General features: G+C 60.8%; 24 protein-coding genes. 6 read left to right on the top strand and 18 right to left on the bottom strand.

Annotated features, from left to right (window positions below):
* Nucleotides 1–14 precede the first annotated feature (14 nt).
* Nucleotides 15–785 (top strand): SDR family oxidoreductase, encoded by a 771-nt coding sequence (locus BM382_RS14650; protein WP_053149360.1) that lies wholly within the window; start codon nucleotides 15–17, stop codon nucleotides 783–785.
* Between the two features lie 117 nt (nucleotides 786–902).
* The gene (gene tsaA, locus BM382_RS14645) at nucleotides 903–1598 is read left to right on the top strand and encodes a tRNA (N6-threonylcarbamoyladenosine(37)-N6)-methyltransferase TrmO (protein WP_072443170.1); all 696 of its coding nucleotides are present in this window, start codon (nucleotides 903–905) and stop codon (nucleotides 1596–1598) included.
* 122 nt (nucleotides 1599–1720) lie between these two features.
* Here tsaA and fpr read toward each other — a convergent pair whose 3' ends face one another.
* On the bottom strand, nucleotides 1721–2500 hold the full coding sequence (gene fpr / locus BM382_RS14640) for a ferredoxin-NADP reductase (protein ID WP_003198368.1): 780 nt from the start codon (nucleotides 2498–2500) through the stop codon (nucleotides 1721–1723).
* Between the two features lie 119 nt (nucleotides 2501–2619).
* Here fpr and BM382_RS14635 point away from each other — a divergent pair, with 119 nt between their 5' ends.
* Nucleotides 2620–3546 (top strand): LysR family transcriptional regulator, encoded by a 927-nt coding sequence (locus BM382_RS14635; RefSeq protein ID WP_072443168.1) that lies wholly within the window; start codon nucleotides 2620–2622, stop codon nucleotides 3544–3546.
* 1 nt (nucleotide 3547) lies between these two features.
* Here BM382_RS14635 and BM382_RS14630 read toward each other — a convergent pair whose 3' ends face one another.
* Both BM382_RS14630 and erdR read right to left on the bottom strand, forming a co-directional pair.
* On the bottom strand, nucleotides 3548–3910 hold the full coding sequence (locus BM382_RS14630; protein WP_011059587.1) for a diacylglycerol kinase: 363 nt from the start codon (nucleotides 3908–3910) through the stop codon (nucleotides 3548–3550).
* A 75-nt stretch (nucleotides 3911–3985) separates the two neighbouring features.
* Complete coding sequence (gene erdR, locus BM382_RS14625) at nucleotides 3986–4636, bottom strand: response regulator transcription factor ErdR (RefSeq protein WP_011059586.1); 651 nt, start codon at nucleotides 4634–4636, stop codon at nucleotides 3986–3988.
* A 238-nt stretch (nucleotides 4637–4874) separates the two neighbouring features.
* Between erdR and BM382_RS14620 the strand changes: the two genes are divergently transcribed.
* Nucleotides 4875–5780, top strand: coding sequence for a DMT family transporter (locus BM382_RS14620; protein ID WP_072443166.1), 906 nt, complete (start codon nucleotides 4875–4877; stop codon nucleotides 5778–5780).
* Here BM382_RS14620 and BM382_RS14615 read toward each other — a convergent pair.
* A complete protein-coding gene (locus BM382_RS14615; protein ID WP_011059584.1) occupies nucleotides 5764–6474 on the bottom strand; it encodes a tRNA-uridine aminocarboxypropyltransferase in 711 nt (236 codons plus the stop codon). The genes BM382_RS14620 and BM382_RS14615 overlap by 17 nt on opposite strands.
* Nucleotides 6475–6665: 191 nt before the next feature.
* On the opposite strand from BM382_RS14615, the gene BM382_RS14610 reads away from it, so the two are divergent.
* Complete coding sequence (locus BM382_RS14610; RefSeq protein ID WP_011059583.1) at nucleotides 6666–7091, top strand: quorum-sensing-regulated virulence factor family protein; 426 nt, start codon at nucleotides 6666–6668, stop codon at nucleotides 7089–7091.
* On the opposite strand, the gene BM382_RS14605 is transcribed toward BM382_RS14610, so the two are convergent.
* Entirely contained in the window at nucleotides 7092–7286 is a 195-nt protein-coding gene (locus tag BM382_RS14605) for a hypothetical protein (RefSeq protein WP_041116270.1), read from the bottom strand.
* A gap of 443 nt (nucleotides 7287–7729) precedes the next feature.
* Between BM382_RS14605 and BM382_RS14600 the strand changes: the two genes are divergently transcribed.
* Complete coding sequence (locus BM382_RS14600; RefSeq protein WP_011059581.1) at nucleotides 7730–8848, top strand: LOG family protein; 1119 nt, start codon at nucleotides 7730–7732, stop codon at nucleotides 8846–8848.
* 40 nt (nucleotides 8849–8888) lie between these two features.
* On the opposite strand, the gene recX is transcribed toward BM382_RS14600, so the two are convergent.
* The 13 genes from recX to BM382_RS14535 all read right to left on the bottom strand — a co-directional run bounded on the left by recX (nucleotide 8889) and on the right by BM382_RS14535 (nucleotide 18481).
* Nucleotides 8889–9356: a recombination regulator RecX gene (recX, locus tag BM382_RS14595; protein ID WP_011059580.1), complete on the bottom strand. Its 468-nt coding sequence runs from the start codon at nucleotides 9354–9356 to the stop codon at nucleotides 8889–8891.
* 8 nt (nucleotides 9357–9364) lie between these two features.
* Nucleotides 9365–10417 (bottom strand): recombinase RecA, encoded by a 1053-nt coding sequence (recA, locus tag BM382_RS14590; RefSeq protein ID WP_011059579.1) that lies wholly within the window; start codon nucleotides 10415–10417, stop codon nucleotides 9365–9367.
* 83 nt (nucleotides 10418–10500) lie between these two features.
* Entirely contained in the window at nucleotides 10501–11001 is a 501-nt protein-coding gene (locus BM382_RS14585) for a CinA family protein (RefSeq protein WP_011059578.1), read from the bottom strand.
* A 169-nt stretch (nucleotides 11002–11170) separates the two neighbouring features.
* Nucleotides 11171–11812 carry a hypothetical protein gene (locus BM382_RS14580; RefSeq protein ID WP_072443164.1) on the bottom strand — a complete coding sequence of 214 codons (642 nt, stop codon included), beginning with the start codon at nucleotides 11810–11812 and terminating at the stop codon, nucleotides 11171–11173.
* A gap of 269 nt (nucleotides 11813–12081) precedes the next feature.
* Nucleotides 12082–12597: a hypothetical protein gene (locus BM382_RS14575; RefSeq protein WP_072443162.1), complete on the bottom strand. Its 516-nt coding sequence runs from the start codon at nucleotides 12595–12597 to the stop codon at nucleotides 12082–12084.
* 108 nt (nucleotides 12598–12705) lie between these two features.
* Nucleotides 12706–13269, bottom strand: a complete 564-nt coding sequence (locus BM382_RS14570) for a glycoside hydrolase family 19 protein (RefSeq protein WP_072443160.1) — start codon at nucleotides 13267–13269, stop codon at nucleotides 12706–12708.
* A gap of 50 nt (nucleotides 13270–13319) precedes the next feature.
* Nucleotides 13320–13697 carry a phage tail assembly chaperone gene (locus tag BM382_RS31610; protein WP_041116261.1) on the bottom strand — a complete coding sequence of 126 codons (378 nt, stop codon included), beginning with the start codon at nucleotides 13695–13697 and terminating at the stop codon, nucleotides 13320–13322.
* Nucleotides 13694–14791, bottom strand: coding sequence for a phage tail protein (locus BM382_RS14560; protein ID WP_072443158.1), 1098 nt, complete (start codon nucleotides 14789–14791; stop codon nucleotides 13694–13696). The genes BM382_RS31610 and BM382_RS14560 overlap by 4 nt, the downstream gene beginning before the upstream one ends.
* A 15-nt stretch (nucleotides 14792–14806) precedes the next feature.
* Entirely contained in the window at nucleotides 14807–15406 is a 600-nt protein-coding gene (locus BM382_RS14555) for a YmfQ family protein (protein ID WP_011059572.1), read from the bottom strand.
* The gene (locus BM382_RS14550) at nucleotides 15394–16434 is read right to left on the bottom strand and encodes a baseplate J/gp47 family protein (RefSeq protein WP_072443157.1); all 1041 of its coding nucleotides are present in this window, start codon (nucleotides 16432–16434) and stop codon (nucleotides 15394–15396) included. Before BM382_RS14550 ends, BM382_RS14555 begins: the two co-directional genes overlap by 13 nt.
* Nucleotides 16424–16822: a phage GP46 family protein gene (locus tag BM382_RS14545; RefSeq protein WP_011059570.1), complete on the bottom strand. Its 399-nt coding sequence runs from the start codon at nucleotides 16820–16822 to the stop codon at nucleotides 16424–16426. Before BM382_RS14545 ends, BM382_RS14550 begins: the two co-directional genes overlap by 11 nt.
* A gap of 2 nt (nucleotides 16823–16824) precedes the next feature.
* Nucleotides 16825–17331 (bottom strand): phage baseplate assembly protein V, encoded by a 507-nt coding sequence (locus BM382_RS14540; RefSeq protein WP_011059569.1) that lies wholly within the window; start codon nucleotides 17329–17331, stop codon nucleotides 16825–16827.
* 109 nt (nucleotides 17332–17440) lie between these two features.
* Complete coding sequence (locus tag BM382_RS14535; RefSeq protein WP_072443155.1) at nucleotides 17441–18481, bottom strand: phage baseplate assembly protein; 1041 nt, start codon at nucleotides 18479–18481, stop codon at nucleotides 17441–17443.
* Nucleotides 18482–18484: the final 3 nt, after the last annotated feature.

The raw sequence follows: 18484 nt of genomic DNA, 5'->3' as shown, positions 1-18484 counted from the left end.
GCTCAGGACTTCCCATGCATCCCTATTTCTCCCTGCAAGGCCGCACCGCCCTGGTGACCGGCGGCACCCGTGGTATCGGCAAGATGATTGCCAAGGCCTTTGTCGAAGCCGGCGCCCGGGTGTATATCTGCGCCCGTGATCCCGACGCCTGCCAGCAGGTCGCCGAGGAACTGGCCGCATTCGGAGAGTGCCGGGGGCTGGCCGCCAACCTGGCCAGTGAGGAAGGCGTGCAGCAGCTTGCCGCCACTTTGGGCCAGCAACTCGACTCCCTGGACATCCTGGTGAACAACGCCGGCACGACCTGGGGCGCGCCACTGGAAAGCTACCCGGCCAAGGGTTGGGAAAAGGTCATGCAATTGAACGTGACTTCGGTGTTCAGCTGTATCCAGCAGTTGCTGCCGCTGCTGCGCCGTGCCGGCTCGGCGGCCCATCCGGCGCGCATCATCAATATCGGCTCGGTGGCCGGAATCAGCTCATTCGGCGAACAGGCCTACGCCTATGGCCCGAGCAAGGCGGCGCTGCACCAGATGTCGCGGATCCTCGCCCGGGAGCTGGTGAGCCAGCACATCAACGTCAATGTCATCGCGCCGGGACGTTTTCCCAGCAAGATGACCCAGCACATCGGTAACGATGAACAGGCCCTGGCCGAAGACGTGGCGCTGATCCCGATGAAACGCTGGGGCCGGGAAGAGGAAATGGCCGCCCTGGCCATCAGCCTGGCAAGCACTGCGGGGGCCTACATGACCGGCAACATCATTCCTCTGGATGGCGGCTTCAGTCTCTGATCGATGTTGTGCAATTCGCCGGCAAGCCGGCTCCTACAGGTGGCGCGGGTGTTGTAGGAGCTGGCTTGCCAGCGAACGGGTTATCATGCCCTCCCCTTACAGCCTCGACCCCAGAACATGACCTACAGCGTTTCCCCCATCGGCTTCGTGCGCTCCTGCTTCAAGGAGAAGTTCGCCATCCCGCGCCAACCGCAACTGGCTCCGGCCGCGCGCGGGGTGCTGGAACTGGTGGCGCCTTTCGACCAGGGCGACGCGGTGCAAGGGCTGGAGCAGGTCAGCCACGTCTGGCTGCTATTCCTGTTTCACCAGGCCCTGGAGGACAAGCCGCGACTCAAGGTGCGCCCGCCGCGCCTGGGGGGCAACAAGTCCATGGGGGTCTTCGCCACCCGTGCGACCCACCGCCCCAATGGAATCGGCCAGTCGGTGGTCAAGCTGGACAAGGTCGAGGCCAACCGCCTGTGGATCTCCGGCATCGACCTGCTGGACGGTACGCCGATCCTCGATATCAAGCCCTACGTGCCCTACGCCGACATCATTGCCACGGCGAGCAATGAGATCGCCAGCGCCGCGCCGCAGATTATTCCGGTGCAGTGGCAGGACAATGCCCTGCAACAGGCTCAGATCCACGCTCAGCGTCTGCAGGAGCCCCTGGTGGAGCTGATCGAGCAGTGCCTGGCTCAGGATCCGCGTCCGGCCTACCAGGTGCCCACGGCCGAGCGTGAGTACGGCGCCCAGTTCTGGGATCTGGATGTGCGCTGGCATTACCCCGAGCCAGGGCTGATCCGAGTGTTGGAAGTGGTCCCGGCGGGCTGAACCCCGGAAACGAAAAAGCCCGCGCTGCCTTTCCAGGCAACGCGGGCTTTTCTGTGTCCGGCAGAAACCGCCCAGTCAGCACGAACGCAATGCCTGGGCGGTCTTCGCGAGCACGCTCGCTCCTACTTTTCGACGAATGCACGCTCGATCAGGTAGTCACCCGGCTCGCGCATGCGCGGCGAAACGGTCAGGCCAAAACTGTTGAGCACTTCGCTGGTTTCATCCAGCATGCTCGGGCTGCCGCACAGCATGGCGCGATCGTCCTGCGGGTTGATCGGCGGCAGGCCGATGTCGCGGAACAGTTTGCCGCTGCGCATCAGGTCGGTCAGGCGGCCTTCGTTCTCGAACGGCTCGCGGGTCACGGTGGGGTAGTAGATCAGCTTTTCACGCAAGGCTTCGCCGAAGAACTCGTTCTGCGGCAGGTGCTCGGTGATGAACTCGCGGTAGGCGACTTCGTTGACGTAGCGTACGCCGTGGCACAGGATCACTTTTTCGAAACGCTCGTAGGTTTCCGGATCCTGGATCACGCTCATGAACGGCGCCAGGCCGGTGCCGGTGCTGAGCAGGTACAGGTGTTTGCCGGGCTTCAAGTCATCCAGTACCAGGGTACCGGTTGGCTTCTTGCTGATGATGATCTCGTCGCCTTCCTTCAGATGCTGCAGTTGGGAAGTCAACGGACCGTCTGGAACCTTGATGCTGAAGAATTCGAGATGCTCTTCCCAGTTCGGGCTGGCAATGGAGTAGGCACGCATAAGCGGACGGCCATTAGGCTGTTGCAGGCCGATCATCACGAACTGACCGTTCTCGAAGCGCAGACCCGGATCGCGGGTGCACTTGAAGCTGAACAGAGTGTCATTCCAGTGATGAACACTGAGGACACGCTCGTGGTTCATGTTGCTCATGTACGGGGGCTCCTAGAAATTGCCTGCGCTGACCATGAGCGCAATTGCACAGCATTCTAATGGCGGCGACAATATCTGTTAACTGGATTATTAAGATAAGGGTTATCGGTTATATCGATATGCGATTTACTCTCCGTCAACTGCAAGTCTTCGTCGCCGTCGCCCAGCAAGAGAGCGTTTCTCGTGCTGCGGGGCTGCTGTCCCTGTCGCAATCGGCCGCCAGTACCTCGATCACCGAACTCGAGCGCCAATCCAGTTGCCAGCTGTTCGATCGCGCGGGCAAGCGCCTGAGCCTCAATGCCCTGGGCAAACAGCTGCTGCCACAGGCAGTGGCCCTGCTGGACCAGGCCAAGGAGATCGAAGACCTGCTCAACGGCAAGTCCGGGTTCGGCTCGCTTTCGGTGGGTGCGACCCTGACCATCGGCAACTACCTGGCCACCCTGCTGATCGGCAGTTTCATGCAGGTGCACCCGGAGAGCCAGGTGAAGCTCCATGTGCAGAACACTGCGCATATCGTGCAACAGGTGGCCCACTACGAAATTGATCTGGGTCTAATCGAGGGCGACTGCAGCCATCCGGATATCGAAGTCCAGACCTGGGTCGAAGATGAACTGGTGGTGTTCTGCGCGCCCCAGCATCCACTGGCCAAGCGCGGCCACGCCACCATGGAAGAACTGACCCGTGAAGCCTGGATCCTTCGCGAACAGGGTTCCGGGACACGCCTGACCTTTGACCAGGCCATGCGTCACCACCGCAGTGCACTGAACATCCGCCTGGAGTTGGAGCACACCGAAGCCATCAAGCGTGCGGTGGAGTCGGGTTTGGGGATTGGCTGCATTTCCCGGCTGGCCCTGCGCGATGCGTTTCGCCGCGGCAGCCTGGTGCCGGTGGAAACCCCGGGCCTGGACCTGGCCCGGCAGTTCTACTTCATCTGGCACAAGCAGAAGTACCAGACCTCGGCCATGCGCGAATTCCTGGAACTGTGTCGCGCCTTTACCGCCGGGGTGCAACGCAGCGACGAAATCGTCCTGCCAAGCATTCCCTGATTCAGATCAGGATCACTGCCCAGACGATGGTGATCATGCTCAGAGCGACAAACTGCGCCGCGCTGCCCATGTCCTTGGCGTTTTTCGACAAGGGATGACGATCCAGGGAGATGCGGTCGATGGCCGCCTCCACCGCCGAATTGAGCAGCTCGACGATCAGCGCCAGCAGGCACACGGCGATCAACAGCGCACGCTCGACCCGGCTGACATTGAGCAGGAAGCTCAGGGGAATCAGGATCACATTGAGCAGCACCAACTGACGGAATGCCGCCTCGCCAGTGAACGCCGCGCGCAAGCCATCGAACGAATAGCCGGCGGCGTTAAGGATACGTTTAAGACCGGTTTGACCTTTGAAAGGCGACATAAGCTGGGCAACTGAAGAAAAAGAAGTGGGGAAGCTAGTTCAACCAAAGTCAAAAAAGCGTGAACAAACAGCCGGTTAATGGCTGGAAATTGACTCAAGTTGTTGCAAGAGCAGCGCTGCCTGGGTCCGGGTACGCACCCCGAGCTTGCGGAAGATCGCCGTCACGTGGGCCTTGATCGTGGCTTCCGACACGCTCAGCTCGTAGGCAATCTGCTTGTTCAGCAACCCTTCGCAGACCATGGTCAGAACCCGGAACTGCTGGGGCGTCAGGCTAGCCAGGCCTTCGCTGGCGGCCTTGGCTTCGGCTGAGACACTGACCTCTTCAAACGCCTGGGGCGGCCACCAGACATCACCGTCGAGCACACTGCGCACGGCCTGCTGGATGACTTCCAGGGAACTGGACTTGGGAATGAAACCGCTGGCGCCGAACTCTCGGGAGCGCACCATGACGGAGGCTTCTTCCTGCGCCGAAACCATCACCACCGGAATTTGCGGGTACTGCCCGCGCAACAGCACCAGACCGGAAAAACCGTAGGCACCGGGCATGTTCAGGTCCAGCAGGACCAGATCCCAGTCGGATTTTTCGGTGAGTCGCACTTCCAGTTCGGCAATGCTTGCCACTTCCACCAGACGCACATCGGGGCCCAGGCCCAAGGTGACAGCTTGATGCAGTGCACTGCGAAAAAGCGGGTGATCATCGGCAATCAGGATTTCGTATGTGGCCATTTTTCAAATGATCCTGTTTTTCATGGCAGGACTGATGCATTCAGCCCTCACCAAAGCAACACGTAGGCACGCCAGAATACCGTACCCAAAGAGCACGAACGCCGCGAAAAGCCTGAGCAAAACAGTGGTTCAAACAGCGCCGGCGCCCTAATCGGCGCCAAGCATGCCCAGCCAAGCCAGGGTGGTCAAGCGTGAAGCTTTGCGGCATCTTAGCTGGCTAACTAATAAGAGAGCCATCATGCGCAGCCAAGCCTTGCGTGCCGATGTCCTGATGCTGATTACCGCGGTGATCTGGGGCTCGGCGTTTGTCGCACAAACTTCCGGTATGGATCATATCGGCCCCTTCCTTTATTCCGGCCTGCGCTTCGCCCTGGGCTCACTCTGTCTCTTGCCGCTGGTGCTGCGTAAAACACCCACGAATCGTCAGCCCGAACCCTTGCTCAATCGTGGGCTGCTACTGGGCGGCGTACTCATGGGGCTGGCCCTGGCCCTGGGCATCAATCTGCAACAGGTGGGGCTGATGTTCACCACCGTCACCAATGCAGGTTTCATCACCGGGCTCTATGTCATTGTAGTGCCGCTTCTGGGGCTGCTGATTGGCCACAAGACTGGCCTGGGTACCTGGCTCGGCGCCGTGCTGGCGGTGGTGGGCATGTTCCTGCTGAGCGTCAGCGACAGCTTCCATGTTGCCTCGGGAGACTGGCTGCAGTTGATTGGCGCCTTCGTCTGGGGTGGGCACGTGATTCTGGTGGGAGTTTTCGCCGGCCGTCATGACCCGATTCGCCTGGCGTTCCTGCAATTTGCTACCTGCGCGGTGGTCAGCCTGATCCTGGCGTTGTGCCTGGAACCGCTTCGCTGGGAAGCGATTGTCGGCGCCGGGCCGGCCATTCTCTATGGCGGGGTGGTGGCCGTCGGTATCGGCTACACCTTGCAGGTGATTGCCCAAAAGGACGCAATCGCCTCTCACGCGGCAATCATTCTGTCCCTGGAAGCGGTATTTGCCGCCATTGCCGGGGCCTGGTTGCTGGATGAGTCGCTGCAGGCCCGCGGCTACTTCGGCTGCGCGCTGATGCTCAGCGGCATGCTGGTAGCCCAGCTATGGCCACAAAAGCCTCATTCCAGCACGACTACACAAAGGGTTTGAGCCGGGCATGCACATCGTCATCCGGATCGATGGCCTTCTGGAACTTCGCTGACAGGTAATGGGTGCTGAACACATCGAGGTAGGCATCCAGTACCTGGCTGACCTGCTCATCGCCGGCCAGCTCCAGGCATAACGCCGCCACTTCAGCGGTACAGAAGTGATCATCACGCTTGGAGCGACGCAGCTTGTAGCGCGAGAGCTTCTCCGGGGACAGGCTGAGAACCGGCAAGTGCTCCAGGTAAGGGCTCTTGCGGAACATCTTGCGCGCCTCGCTCCAGGTAGCGTCCAGCAGAATGAACAGCGGCCGCTTGCCCTCCTCCTGCCTGACTTCGCTGACCACCCGTTCGGGCGCGACGAACTCGCCCGGAAACACGATATAAGGCTGCCACTGCGGGTCGGCCAGCAACGCCAGCAGTTGCGGATCGACCTCAGTACGCGACCAGCTGAACGCCGTCGTGTCGCCGATCACATCGGCAATCAGCCAACCGGTATTGCTCGGCTTGAGCGGTTCGACGTCGTGCATCACCAGGCACATGGCTGACCGGGCAACGACTTTCGGTCGCCAGGCACACAGGCAATGGCTGGGAATCACTCGGCAGCGGGGGCAGCGTTCAGCCCGTGAGCCGCGTGCGAAAAAGGGCTTGGCCACGCGCGCCATCCGCAGATCACGTAGACGGGAAACCGCATGACTCATCGCAGGACATGCCAGCAAGAAACAGAAATCAACACGACAAACACTCAAGAGGGTAAAAAGTCGGACAAGTTTATCAGAGCTATCTGTTCAAACCTGTACCGCCCTGCGGCCTCTCCCCCTATAATTCGTCGCCACTGAACGCACAGTCGAGTGGCTGGTCGAAGCATCAGTCACTGCACCAGGAGAGTTTCATGTTGCGCTTTACCATTCCTACCGTCGCCCTTCTGCTGGCCCTGCCCCTGGGTGCCCAAGCTGCGTCCCTGCAAGAATTCGAACTGGGCAAAATGCTGGAGAAGGTCGCTGCGGAAAGCAACGTCGGCACTCCTCGGGAAATCAACGAGAACATTCTCGACCAGGGCTATACCGTTGAAGGCAAGGAACTGATCAACCACCTCAGCGTGCAGTCTGGCCATGCCGAGCAGATGCGCGCCAATCCCAAGGCGGTCTACCTGCAGCTTGGGGCAAGCGTCTGCCGCAATCCCAACTACCGCAAGCTGATGGCCAAAGGCGCCATCATGCGTTACGAGTTCACTGAAAACCGCACCAATCGCCCAGTGGCGTCGGCGCGCTTTCAGGAGTCGGATTGCCCGGCGCAAAGCACGCCCAAGAAAAAGTAATCACGAACGAGCGGCGCGCCGCTGCTGATCATCGGCGCGCAGTTCGGCGACCAGGGCCTGTAGGTATCGCGATGGCCGCTCCTGTGCTGCCAATCGGCGCCGGCACTCTTCCTCCAGGCTTATTTGATGGTCAGCGGCAGCGGCTTGCAGCAGCTGATACAACTGCGGATCAATCTCCAGCGTGACAATGGTCATCCCCTGCCTCCCTGCTCTGGTCCTGCATGGCCCAGAACCCGCTTGCTTCTCTCCGGCCCCTGCTCCTGCGCCAGACGCTGCACCTTAGTAAATCAGAGCCGTCATCCCTTGCCGCCCCTCCTGACCAGCGGTGCCAGCCTGGGGAAAACCGCGAACAAGCGGTTGCCAGCCAAGACTTTATGAGCACATGATCAAGCCATGTCCGAAACGGCTTGCGGACGGTTGAGGAGGCCGTCCTTGTGCGTCTTGCTGTGCAAATGTTCTCAAATAAAGGAAAGCAGGACCTCTGTGGATGACCCCAACACTGCCCAGCGATTGTCAGCTGTGATCGGGTCCGGAAATTCGCTCATTCGCTGGGCTGAGCAGGCAGCGACACAGGCAGTGTCGTGGCACATTCGAATATCTCGAGCGTGCGCAAGGTTCTGTGCAGAAGGAGAAGCTGAATGCCTTACCAATCGAATGACCTGTTAAGTCGTCATTTTCAGAGCAACGGTGTCGACCTGACGAACCAGGTCGAAGCGCAACTCAACCAGATAGCCCCCAACAGCCCGAATCTTCCTCTTTACCGCGACATGGTGCTCACCGTCCTGCGCATGGCCGAGGATGACCTCAATCGCTGGAATGCCAAGATAACCCTGCAGGCCCTGCGCGAACTGGAGCACGCCTTCCGCGTCCTGGAACAGTTCAAGGGCCGACGCAAAGTGACGGTCTTCGGCTCGGCACGCACCCCCAGTGAACACCCGCTATACGCCATGGCCCGAGAGCTGGGCGCGGCCCTGGCCCGCTCGGATCTGATGGTCATTACCGGGGCCGGCGGGGGCATCATGGCCGCCGCCCACGATGGTGCAGGCCTGGAGCACAGCTTGGGGTTCAACATCACCCTGCCTTTCGAGCAGCATGCCAACCCGACCGTTGGCGGTACGGAGAACCTGCTGTCGTTCCACTTTTTCTTCACCCGCAAGCTGTTCTTCGTCAAGGAGGCCGACGCACTGGTGCTTTGCCCTGGCGGCTTTGGCACCCTTGATGAAGCCCTGGAAGTACTGACCCTGATTCAGACCGGCAAAAGCCCGCTGGTACCCGTGGTACTGCTGGACATGCCGGGTGGACAGTTCTGGCAAGGCGCCCTGGACTTCATCCACAACCAACTGGAAGCCAATCGCTACATTCTGCCCAGTGACATGAAGCTGGTGCGCCTGGTGCACAGCACTGAAGAAGCGGTGCAGGAAATCCAGCAGTTCTATGCCAACTTCCACTCCAGCCGCTGGCTCAAGCAGCAGTTCGTCATCCGCATGAACTACAACCTCAATGAGCAGGCGCTGGAGCAGATGCAGACAGCATTCGCCGACCTGTGCCTGAGTGGCCAGTTTCAACAGCATGCCTACAGCGGGGAGGAACACGACGAAGTGCAGTTCAGCCATCTGGCGCGGCTGTCATTCGCCTTCAATGCTCGCGACAACGGTCGCCTGCGCGAGCTGATCGACTTCATCAACCTGCCGGAAAACTGGGCCAGGCCTCAGCCCCAAACAACGCAACGGGCACGAGAAACCAGCAAAGCCAACTGACCCCAGCCCTAGCCCGCTGCGTTATGCAGCGGGTACGGCGTCAGTCGTCCATGCCTCGGCCACTCAACAAGCGGCTGATCATGTCCATGGAATACCCGCGATAACTCAGGAAACGTCCTTGCTTGGCACGCTCTCGAGCATCTGCAGGAAACCGCCCGGCAAACTTGCGCTGCCAGACGTCACGCAATTGTTCCTGCCAATCGATACCGCACTCGCGCAGCGCAAGATCAATATCGCTGCGCTGCAAGCCGCGCTGGCCCAGTTCCTCACGAATACGCATGGGCCCGTAACCGGATCGGGCACGGTAGGAAACGAAGCTTTCGAGATAACGGGATTCGGACAGCAGGCCTTCTTCCGTCAAACGGTCAAGGGCTGCTTCGATCATTTCAGGAGGGGCGCCGCGCTGACGCAGTTTACGCGTCAGCTCGACACGACCGTGCTCGCGTCTTGCGAGCAGGTCCATTGCGGTTCGCCGCACCGCGACGAGGGTATCGAGTACGGCGGTCATTGGATCAATCAGATATCAGCGTCGGCCATATCGTCTTCGGTCTCTTTGACTGGGTTGGCTTTGACGTCTGGCGATGCAGTCAGCAGTTTTTCACGGATCTGCTTCTCCAGCGCGTTGCCGATTTCCGGGTTGTCCTGCAGGAACTTGGCCGAGTTGGCCTTGCCCTGACCGATCTTGTTGCCCTGGTAGCTGTACCAGGCACCGGATTTCTCCAGGAAGCCATGCAGCACGCCCAGATCGATGATCTCGCCGTTGAGGTAGATGCCCTTGCCGTAAAGAATCTGGAACTCGGCCTGACGGAATGGCGGAGCCACCTTGTTCTTGACGATCTTGACCCGGGTTTCGCTGCCCACCACTTCGTCGCCTTCCTTCACCGCGCCGGTACGGCGGATGTCCAGACGGACCGAAGCGTAGAACTTCAGCGCGTTACCACCGGTGGTGGTTTCCGGGCTACCGAACATCACGCCGATCTTCATGCGGATCTGGTTGATGAAGATCACCAGGCAGTTGGCGTTCTTGATGTTACCGGTGATTTTGCGCAGCGCCTGGGACATCAGGCGAGCTTGCAGGCCCACGTGCATGTCGCCCATTTCGCCTTCGATTTCAGCCTTGGGCACCAGGGCCGCCACGGAGTCGACGATGATCACGTCAACCGCGTTGGAACGCACCAGCATGTCGGTGATTTCCAGGGCCTGTTCGCCGGTGTCCGGCTGGGAAACCAGCAGGTCGTCAACATTCACACCCAGCTTGCCGGCGTATTCCGGATCCAGTGCGTGCTCGGCATCGACGAACGCACAAGTTGCACCGGCTTTCTGCGCCTGGGCAATAACCGACAGAGTCAGGGTAGTTTTACCGGACGACTCAGGGCCGTAGATTTCAACGATACGGCCTTTTGGCAGACCGCCAATGCCCAGAGCAATGTCCAGACCCAGAGAGCCGGTGGAAATGGCCGGGATCGCCTGACGGTCGTGATCGCCCATACGCATTACGGCACCCTTGCCGAATTGACGTTCGATCTGACCCAGGGCCGCAGCCAAGGCTTTCTTCTTGTTGTCGTCCATTAAAGTCCTCACGTAATCAATAAGGCCTGACGGCCAACACCTGTATAAGTAGCCAGTATTATTCCACAGCGCTCGAGGATCGCCTACCCCTGATTTGCGATTTCTGCCGCAGCATGTTGCAGCAACCCCTCTAGCGCGGCCTTCACCGTTTGTCGGCGGACCTCATCGCGATTCCCCGGAAAGTGCCGGCACTCGGTGGTCAGCGTCTCTCCCGCCCCCCAGGCCAGCCACACAGTGCCCACAGGCTTCTGCGCAGAACCGCCATCCGGCCCGGCGATACCGCTGACCGCCACGGCAAAATGCGCATGACTCCTGGCCTGTGCCCCCCGGACCATGGCCTCGACCACTTCACGACTGACAGCGCCGACCGAATTGAACAAATCGGCCGGCACATTCAATTGCAGGGTCTTCTGGCGATTGGAATAGGTGACATAACCGGCCTCGAACCAGGCCGAACTGCCAGGGATCCGCGTGATCGCCTCGGCGATGCCTCCCCCGGTGCAGGACTCCGCGGTGGTGACGTGGGCATTCAGAACCTGCAAACGCCTGCCGAGTTCAGCGGCAAGCTGGGTGATTTCTTTCACAATCCTCTCCTGATGGGGCTGGCGTGTGCTTACCGTACACCAGGCGAGGTGGCTTGCAAGTGACAGGCTGTCAGATCGGAATCAGAGTTGAGTACTCTTGGACCGGTCTATCTCCCTTGCGCAGTTTCGACAATCACGCGCGGCCTCCAGAACCACTGATAGAGGCACGTCACTTGGTGATCAGCATGTCGATGGTGCTGGTATCGCAAGAGTAATTGGCCTTCTTGTCCAGGACAAAATAGATGGACGACAACTTGCTGACAGGCACCTTGCTTACCGAAAAAACAGCTCCCGTACCTCTGGCCAAGCTACCCGACTGAAGAACCGAGTCATCCAAATTCAGGGACCAGGCAACCCCATCACCACAGCTGTCGTGAATGCTGTTGACACGCCCGAGAGCATTTACCTCACCAACGACCGGGCTGCTCCAGCGGATAACCGTCTGGCTATTTTTCCCGGGGTGAAACGCCACATTGCCCGGAGCGATAACAAAACTGCCGTTTCCAGTGAATGTATAAGTCTTGAAGTGGACCGATACGTGAGCCCCCGATACCGGATCCTGCCAACAGGTCACAGGTTGAGCAGTGCAGTCGTCCGCCTTGAAGAAAGGTAGCAACGTATAGTTTTCAGGCTTATTCACCCCTGATGTGTTCTGCATGAATGTCCAGGGCGAGTTCGCCACGACGCTCTCCTTGGCCAGCATTACATCCCTTGCCAGGTTCCACGACATGGCCGTCTCTGCACTCACATTGAGGGAAATCCCGATCAGTGCAAACAAGCTCATCAGCAAGATGTTTTTAGTATTCTGCATAACTTCTCCAGTAGTTCTCATTCCGAGCGTACATGCTCATTTTTCAAACAAAGCCGTGCGCATTCGGCAATCCTGAAACGGCCAAATAAGGCGAACTTCATATAAATCCCCAAGTACCCGAGACCATAAGCCAATGTCCTGCATCGCTGATGCGATAGCACTTTTACTGGCTGTCACTGGCCGTCACCTTGTCACTCCTCCCTTCCACCTGGATGCAACCCAACCCGGTCGGCTCCAGTGGAGCCGGAGAGTTGATCGACAACCTGCTCTCAGGGCTGCAGCAACATCTCCGTAGTGCTGCGCAGCACAGCCTGGGATTCGCGCACCCACTGCTGCAACGCCTTCAATTGCTCGGCATTGGCGTGGCATTCGCTGTAGTTGTCGACGACGCTGGCGGCGACGGTAGAGAGTGCAAGGCCCGAGGCGGCGCCATCAGTGACGCTGGGGCCTCCGGCCACGGGCAGGTTGGCGGCGCCGGCGTCGTGCACCCGGACAAAACCAGCAGGCACAACGCAGGATCTATCAGCCGCTTTCGAAACATAGACAGGAACCTCCTTGGTGATGGTGGCGCCCGCCTGATAGACCTTGACGATACGGTCGACGTACTCGACCACCACCTTTTCCCTGACCGTGCCCAGGGCCCGGCCTTGTTCAAAGGATTGTTTGAGACGAGCCTCATCGAGGTGCTGGTTGTTACTGCGCTCACTGCCGGCACCGCTGACGTAGCCGAGTGCATAAAGCAACCCGGCCGCCACAGCGATGGCCAGCCAGCCACGGATATTCATCAAGCCCTCCTGAGGCGCGCATGAAATGAATCACCCAGCCTGCCAAAAAAACCTGTAGCCGCTGCCGCAGACTGCGAAAAGGTCCGCAGGACCTTCAGACGGCAGCCCTCAAACCACCGGCAAACACAGCACCGCCCGCGCCCTGGCCCAGAGTTGCAGGCGGTCCTGCAAGCCATTCAGGCCACCATTGATCCGCCGGGTAATGCTGTTGAACTCATCGCGGTCAGCCAGGGCATTGAGCCCACCGCGCTCCCAGAACCAGGCCGCCGACTCGGCGGCCCATTGCGGCTGCTCCAGCAGCTCCGGCAAATCCAGCAGGCGCTCATCGCCAAACAGCCCGAGGCTGCACTGGCGATAGTTGCTGCGCCCGGTGATCTGGATCAGCCCACGCCCGCGATACCGCTGGCCGTCGCCGTCGGCCTCTGGGGTGTTGCCCAGGCGTGCGGCGAGAGAGCCCGTGTCGTACTTGCTCAGGTATTGATCACTGCCCAATTCGCGTACGTATTGCAGCTGCCCGGATTCGTGTCCGATCTGAGCAAGAAAAGCCGCCTGGCGCTTCGGCGTATCGATCTGCCGCTTGGCCATGGCGGTGTTGAGTGGAGAAACAAAAACGCCCGCTTGGCGGCGGGCGTTAGGCATGATTTGCAGCAGTTGTTCTTCGGTTATTGGCATGGTCAGTGTTTGAAGGTCGGATAAGAAAACGCCCCGGCGGTACGGGGCGTTTATTCAGTTTGTTCAGTAACCCAGGATGGCGCGACAGGGCGGTACTGAGAGTCGGGGAAGTGCGGCGATTGCGGCCAGTCACGCAAGGCCTGCATGTACACAAGCAGTTGCTTGAACTGTGCACTGGCAAGCGTTGTAGGTACTTCGATCTCCAACTGATCGCGGTGCCGCTCACGCAACCACCTCACCGAATCCAGTGCTGAATCACGCCAGACACGCTCTCCTACCGATACAGGTGACGGCGCCGTCGCACTTTCTATGTGGAGCCGAACTTCCTCTTCGGACATCGGGATCAACTGGCTGGATATGAAATGCGCGGGGGCATCGTCATCGTAAGCATGGACACGGTTTGTCTCGGGATTATGGAAATACTTCATGCACGTAACTCCGACCAAACTGGATTGACTGGACTACCAAAAGTTACTGAGTAAGTTGCTCCGACCGGCACCACGAACGATGCGTGATAGGCAGAAGTTGCCACGGCCACACCACCGCAAGTTGCAGTAACCGCACCGGTCGTAATAGATGCCTGAACTTGAATCGGGCGCCCCGTAGTATTGGTGTAGACAGTGCCTGAAACGCGACTGGCCGTAACATTCTGCCAGGCCTGCCCATCACCCAAGCCCCGAGGTCGGGTCTCTAACGCTGAAACGTTTGCAGCCAGACCGGAAATGTCGATATTCCCCTGGTTGATGGGAGCGTTCCAGGCCTTAATGCACCACATAACCGCCAGGTTGCGAGGGCGGGTTTCAATTCCGCCTGTTGGATTGGTTTTTAGATTTTCGTCGTCGGTGACTCCATTTCCAGTATCACCATAAACCCAAGAATCAAACACATTTCCAGCACTCGAGCTGTCCTTCACTGAGTGTGTATGACTCTTGAACTCATCGGCCTGCCAGCTGCCTACCGCCCGCCCAGCATCCACCCCCCGCCCATGATCCCAACCCCGCAAAAACTCGCCTCGCGTCTCAGGCAACCGGAAATTCCCCGCACCCTCGCCTCCGGTATTGAACGCAGTCCCCAGGTAAGCCGCCAGATCCGGATAGGTCGCAGCACTCTGCACACTGCCATCCACCTCCAGGAATCCGGCCGGCACCGTGCCCTTGGGAAACGGCACCATCGCCCCCACCGGCAAGGCCGACATGTTCTTCAACAGCGCCTCGATCTCCGCCTTGGTATAGGTCACCGACTTGGTATAGGCATCGGTGATCCCGTAATCGGCCAGGGTGGTGCGGATCTTCTCCGGTGGGATCGAATCACGCACGATCGCCTTGATCGCCGCCAGCAACTGGTCATGCTCGGCCTCGGCCGGCTCTTCCCCTCCCGCACGAATCACGTTGAGCAATTCGTCGGTAACCGCGTTTCCCCACTCAGAGGAAATCAGTGAGCCGACTTGCCCGGTCACCGGGTTCTCATCGACAAACTTTCCGTTCAACAGCCCTACGCTGGGAACACTTTTCGGATAGTCCACGTATTCCTGTCCTCTCTAGTCATAGTTGATGTACACCTGTGTATGCGCCGGTGTACTGCGATGGATAAGGCACTCCAGGGCGCTGCCCGGGTTCATGCCAAAACGTTCGCCCCAATAGCTGGCGCCGAAGCGCCGGCCCAGTTGCAGGCGGCCGCCGGTATTGAGGGTCCACATGAAGTTCGCCCGCCAGGTGCCGAAATGCGCGTGACCAAAGCGTGAGCGGCCCATGCGCGGGGTACTCAGCTCAGTGACGCTGGCATTGGGATAGCCCTGGCTGCGGGCGATTTCGACGAAGTAGGCGGCGCGCTGGCTGCCCACCGCCAACAGACGACGGCGCACGGCCAGGCGCCGGTCTTCGAACAGCGGGGTCAGCCCCAGGCAGGGGTCGGGCAGGTCCATGACCTTTTCCCAATCCGTCACCAGTTCGCTGACGCTGGCCGGGTCCATTTCGTTTTGCAGGTCCACGGCCCGGGCGTCGATGCGCGCCAGCTCCTGGGAGATGCCCTGCAACACCCGTTCAAGCTCCGGCACCCGTTCCGGGTCCCAGGCCGGGCCGCTGGGCAGCAGGCTGCGCAGCTGGCCCTGGTACTGGGCGGCGCTTCTTATTGCAGCCATTGGCAACCTCCAAATACCAGCAGTTGGTTGCTGCTTGCCGGCACATCGGCCAGCGGCGCCAGCAGGCGGTGATCCTGTTCACCGGTGGCGCTGCTGATGGCCTCGCGGATGTGGCTCAAGAGCAGGGTTTCTCCCAGGCCGGCCTCGCGGCTGTGCAGGTCGCGCAGTTGGTCCTCGACCGCGGCCCGCACCGCACTGGTGTCGGGGGTCAGGCGCACCTGGTAGATCACCGGCTGTATCACTGGCGCCAGCACATGCACCTCGGCGGTTACCGGGCGCAAGGGCTCGATATAGGCCAGAACCCGCGCCATCTGCTCGGCATTGGGAATCGGCTGCAGGTCGTCGTCACGCATGACGAACAGGCCCACGGTGCCCGGCCCCAGGTAGTTGCGCCGGCACCAGGCACGGGTGATGCCCGGGCACTCCATGGCCCAGGTTTCGTAGTCGTCCGCCGAGCCGCCATGGGGAATGATCCGATAGGAACGGATCACCCGCGAGCGCAGGGATTCGAGGCTTTCCCGGGCCACGCCACCGCTCAGGCCCGGGGCCAGGACGGTGAACGAGTTGCTGATGCCCTGTACCGGCTGCACCGCGGTCAGCTCCAGGCCGGCATCGGCATTGCCCAGGGTACCGCCGTCGACGGCCTGGATCGTGGTGCTGTTGAGGCCTGCGCTGGTGGTTCGCGCGGCGGTCACTGTGTAGCTGCGACCGTCGCTGCTTTGCAACAGGGTGCCGAGATCCAGCACGGCACCGGCTGCCGCGTTGAAACTGACGCTGCCACTGGCCGCCTGGGCCGCCTTGCGTGGCTGGTTCAGACGCAGCGCGGCGATGCGCTCCAGGGTCGACTCATCGGCCTTGTCCGGAAGGATCTGCTCGGCGATCCAATCCAGGTAGCCATACAGGCCAAAGGCGGCACCGCTCAGGGTGCGGGCCAGCACTTGGGCATCGGACTGGCGCAGCGAATCGCTGGCCAGGTCGCTTTGGGTGCGCTGAATCAGCACCGGCAGCGAAGGGGTTTCAAACGGCATAGGTCACCTGCCAACTGTGAATGGGGTTGATGTCCAGGCGCTCGCCGTCGGCCAGGATCAGCACCGTGCGCAGGTTCAGGCGCTGGGCATCGAGGCGCTCGGTCATGATCTCCACGGCGTTGCAGTGGCCATCGTCGATCAGCCACTGCAGGGCCTCGCGGGCATAGAACTCGGCATCGAGCTGGGTCTGCCGGCTCAGCTTGACCCGGCGCAACAGCCACAGCCGCGAGCCGATACGGTCGTCGGCCACGCTGGGAAAACTGTCGCCCCACCAGCCGTAGCGCTGGTCGTCATCCAGGGCGTCGTCATCGGCGGCGCGGCGCCAGGTGAACAGGCTGATTTCCACGGCCCGGGTCAGGGCGTTCTTCAGGTCATAAGTGGCGAACATGCTTAACCTCCCACCGGCGCGCCGGTCTGCCCCGGGCCGGGTTGCACGCCGCTGTGGACGTGGTTGATCTGGCTGATGCCGGCGGCGACCTGATCGCCCTGCGAGACGATCTTGCCGCTCATGCTCAGGGTCGGGCTGTCGATGATGACGCCGCTGCTGGCGCGGATATTCAAGGTGGCGGTGTCGATGTCGATGACCCGCCCGCGCTTGAAGTGAATCTTGTCGCCCTCGTCGGTGTAGATCGCCACTTCACCGGCGGCCAGGGCCTTGAGGCGATAGCGCCGGTCGGCCACCACCAGCACCACTCCATGGGAGCGATCGCCGCCGAGGAAGGTGGCGATGCCCTCGGCGCCGGCCAGGGGGTTGCTGGTAAAACCGTAAGGCTCGAAATGCTCCATGTCGTCGTTGACCTCGCCGGCGGTGAGGCGCATTTGCAGCGATTGCAATTTGTTGGCCGAATGGGCGAGCACCACGGTGCCCCGCGCCAACAGGCGTGTCAGTAGGCTCATGCTGGGTTCCTTGGGGGGAGAAGAGCCGGCTTGCCGGCGAACAGGGATTGCGCGGTTTCGTGCCGGGTGCCTTCGCCGGCCAGCCGGCTCCTGCGGTTGGGCGCAGGTTTCAGTTTTTTGCGGGTGTCGGGTTGGCATCGAAGGTCTGCGGCGGCGCCACCTGCAAGGTGGTGATGGAGCCCTGGTCGGACAGCGACCAGGTGACCTTGGAGATCAGCATGTCCTGGTCGAAACCCAGCACCGGGTCGATGACCCGCACCAACGTGTTGTGTCGCCACAAATCACCATTGCTCTGGCGCCAGCCCTGCACCTGATAGGTAGTGGTCAGCGCCTTGCCGGTGCGGGTGCCGCACTCCCAGTCAGCCCGCTGCTGAGCCAGTTCCGCACTCAGTTGCGCCGCCTCGTTGATCACCGTCACCCGTTTGCGCGAAGCCCGGGCATCGCTGGCCTGGCCGGACACCTCGCAGACCGCGACACCGCTGCTCTGGTCGCTGCCCTTGTGCTGGCCGATCACCCGGTACTCGGAAAACACCGCGGAAAAATCCATCGCTGCATTGGCCGAAAGAATGTTCTTGCCCAGCTCCAGGGCATCGCTGGCGCGCCCGCCGCTGCCCGGTGCCGCCAGCAGCAGGTAGCCGTCGGCGTCATCGGTGGAGAACACCCGGTACAAGGTCAACAAGCGGTCGATGGAGGCAAACACCGTCTCCCCCGGCACGATGCTGTGGGTGTGCAACTTGCTGGTGGGTGCAATCTCGCTGCGCACTCCCACCCCGTAAGAGCCGGCCAGGGCGCGGACGATGCTCAGCACATCCTGCTGGCGCCACTGGCTCGGCCGGTTGATGGCCGCGCAATCCACCAGATCCTGGGTCAGGGAGCTGCCCTGGATGCTCAGGCTGATCTGCCTGCCGTCATAACTGACCGGCGCCTTGTAGACATGCCCGGTGAGCACCAGGTCGCAGCCGATGCGCACCTGGCAGCGAGCGCCCGGGCGGATCCGCACCTGCCCATCCTGCCCCGGCCATTGCCAGATGATGTTGAGGCTGAAGGTGCGGAACTGGCGCTCCAGGTCTGCCGTGATCTCCACGCTTTTCCAGCCGCTGTAGTCCAGCCCGTCCACCGTCAGGGTGACGATATTTGCCAGTTCGTCCATGGG

The sequence above is a fragment of the Pseudomonas sp. NFPP25 genome (assembly GCF_900116505.1).
Classification (GTDB): domain Bacteria; phylum Pseudomonadota; class Gammaproteobacteria; order Pseudomonadales; family Pseudomonadaceae; genus Aquipseudomonas; species Aquipseudomonas protegens.
Note: the sequence above shows the minus strand (reverse complement) of the source record. Positions and strands in the feature narration are given on the sequence as shown.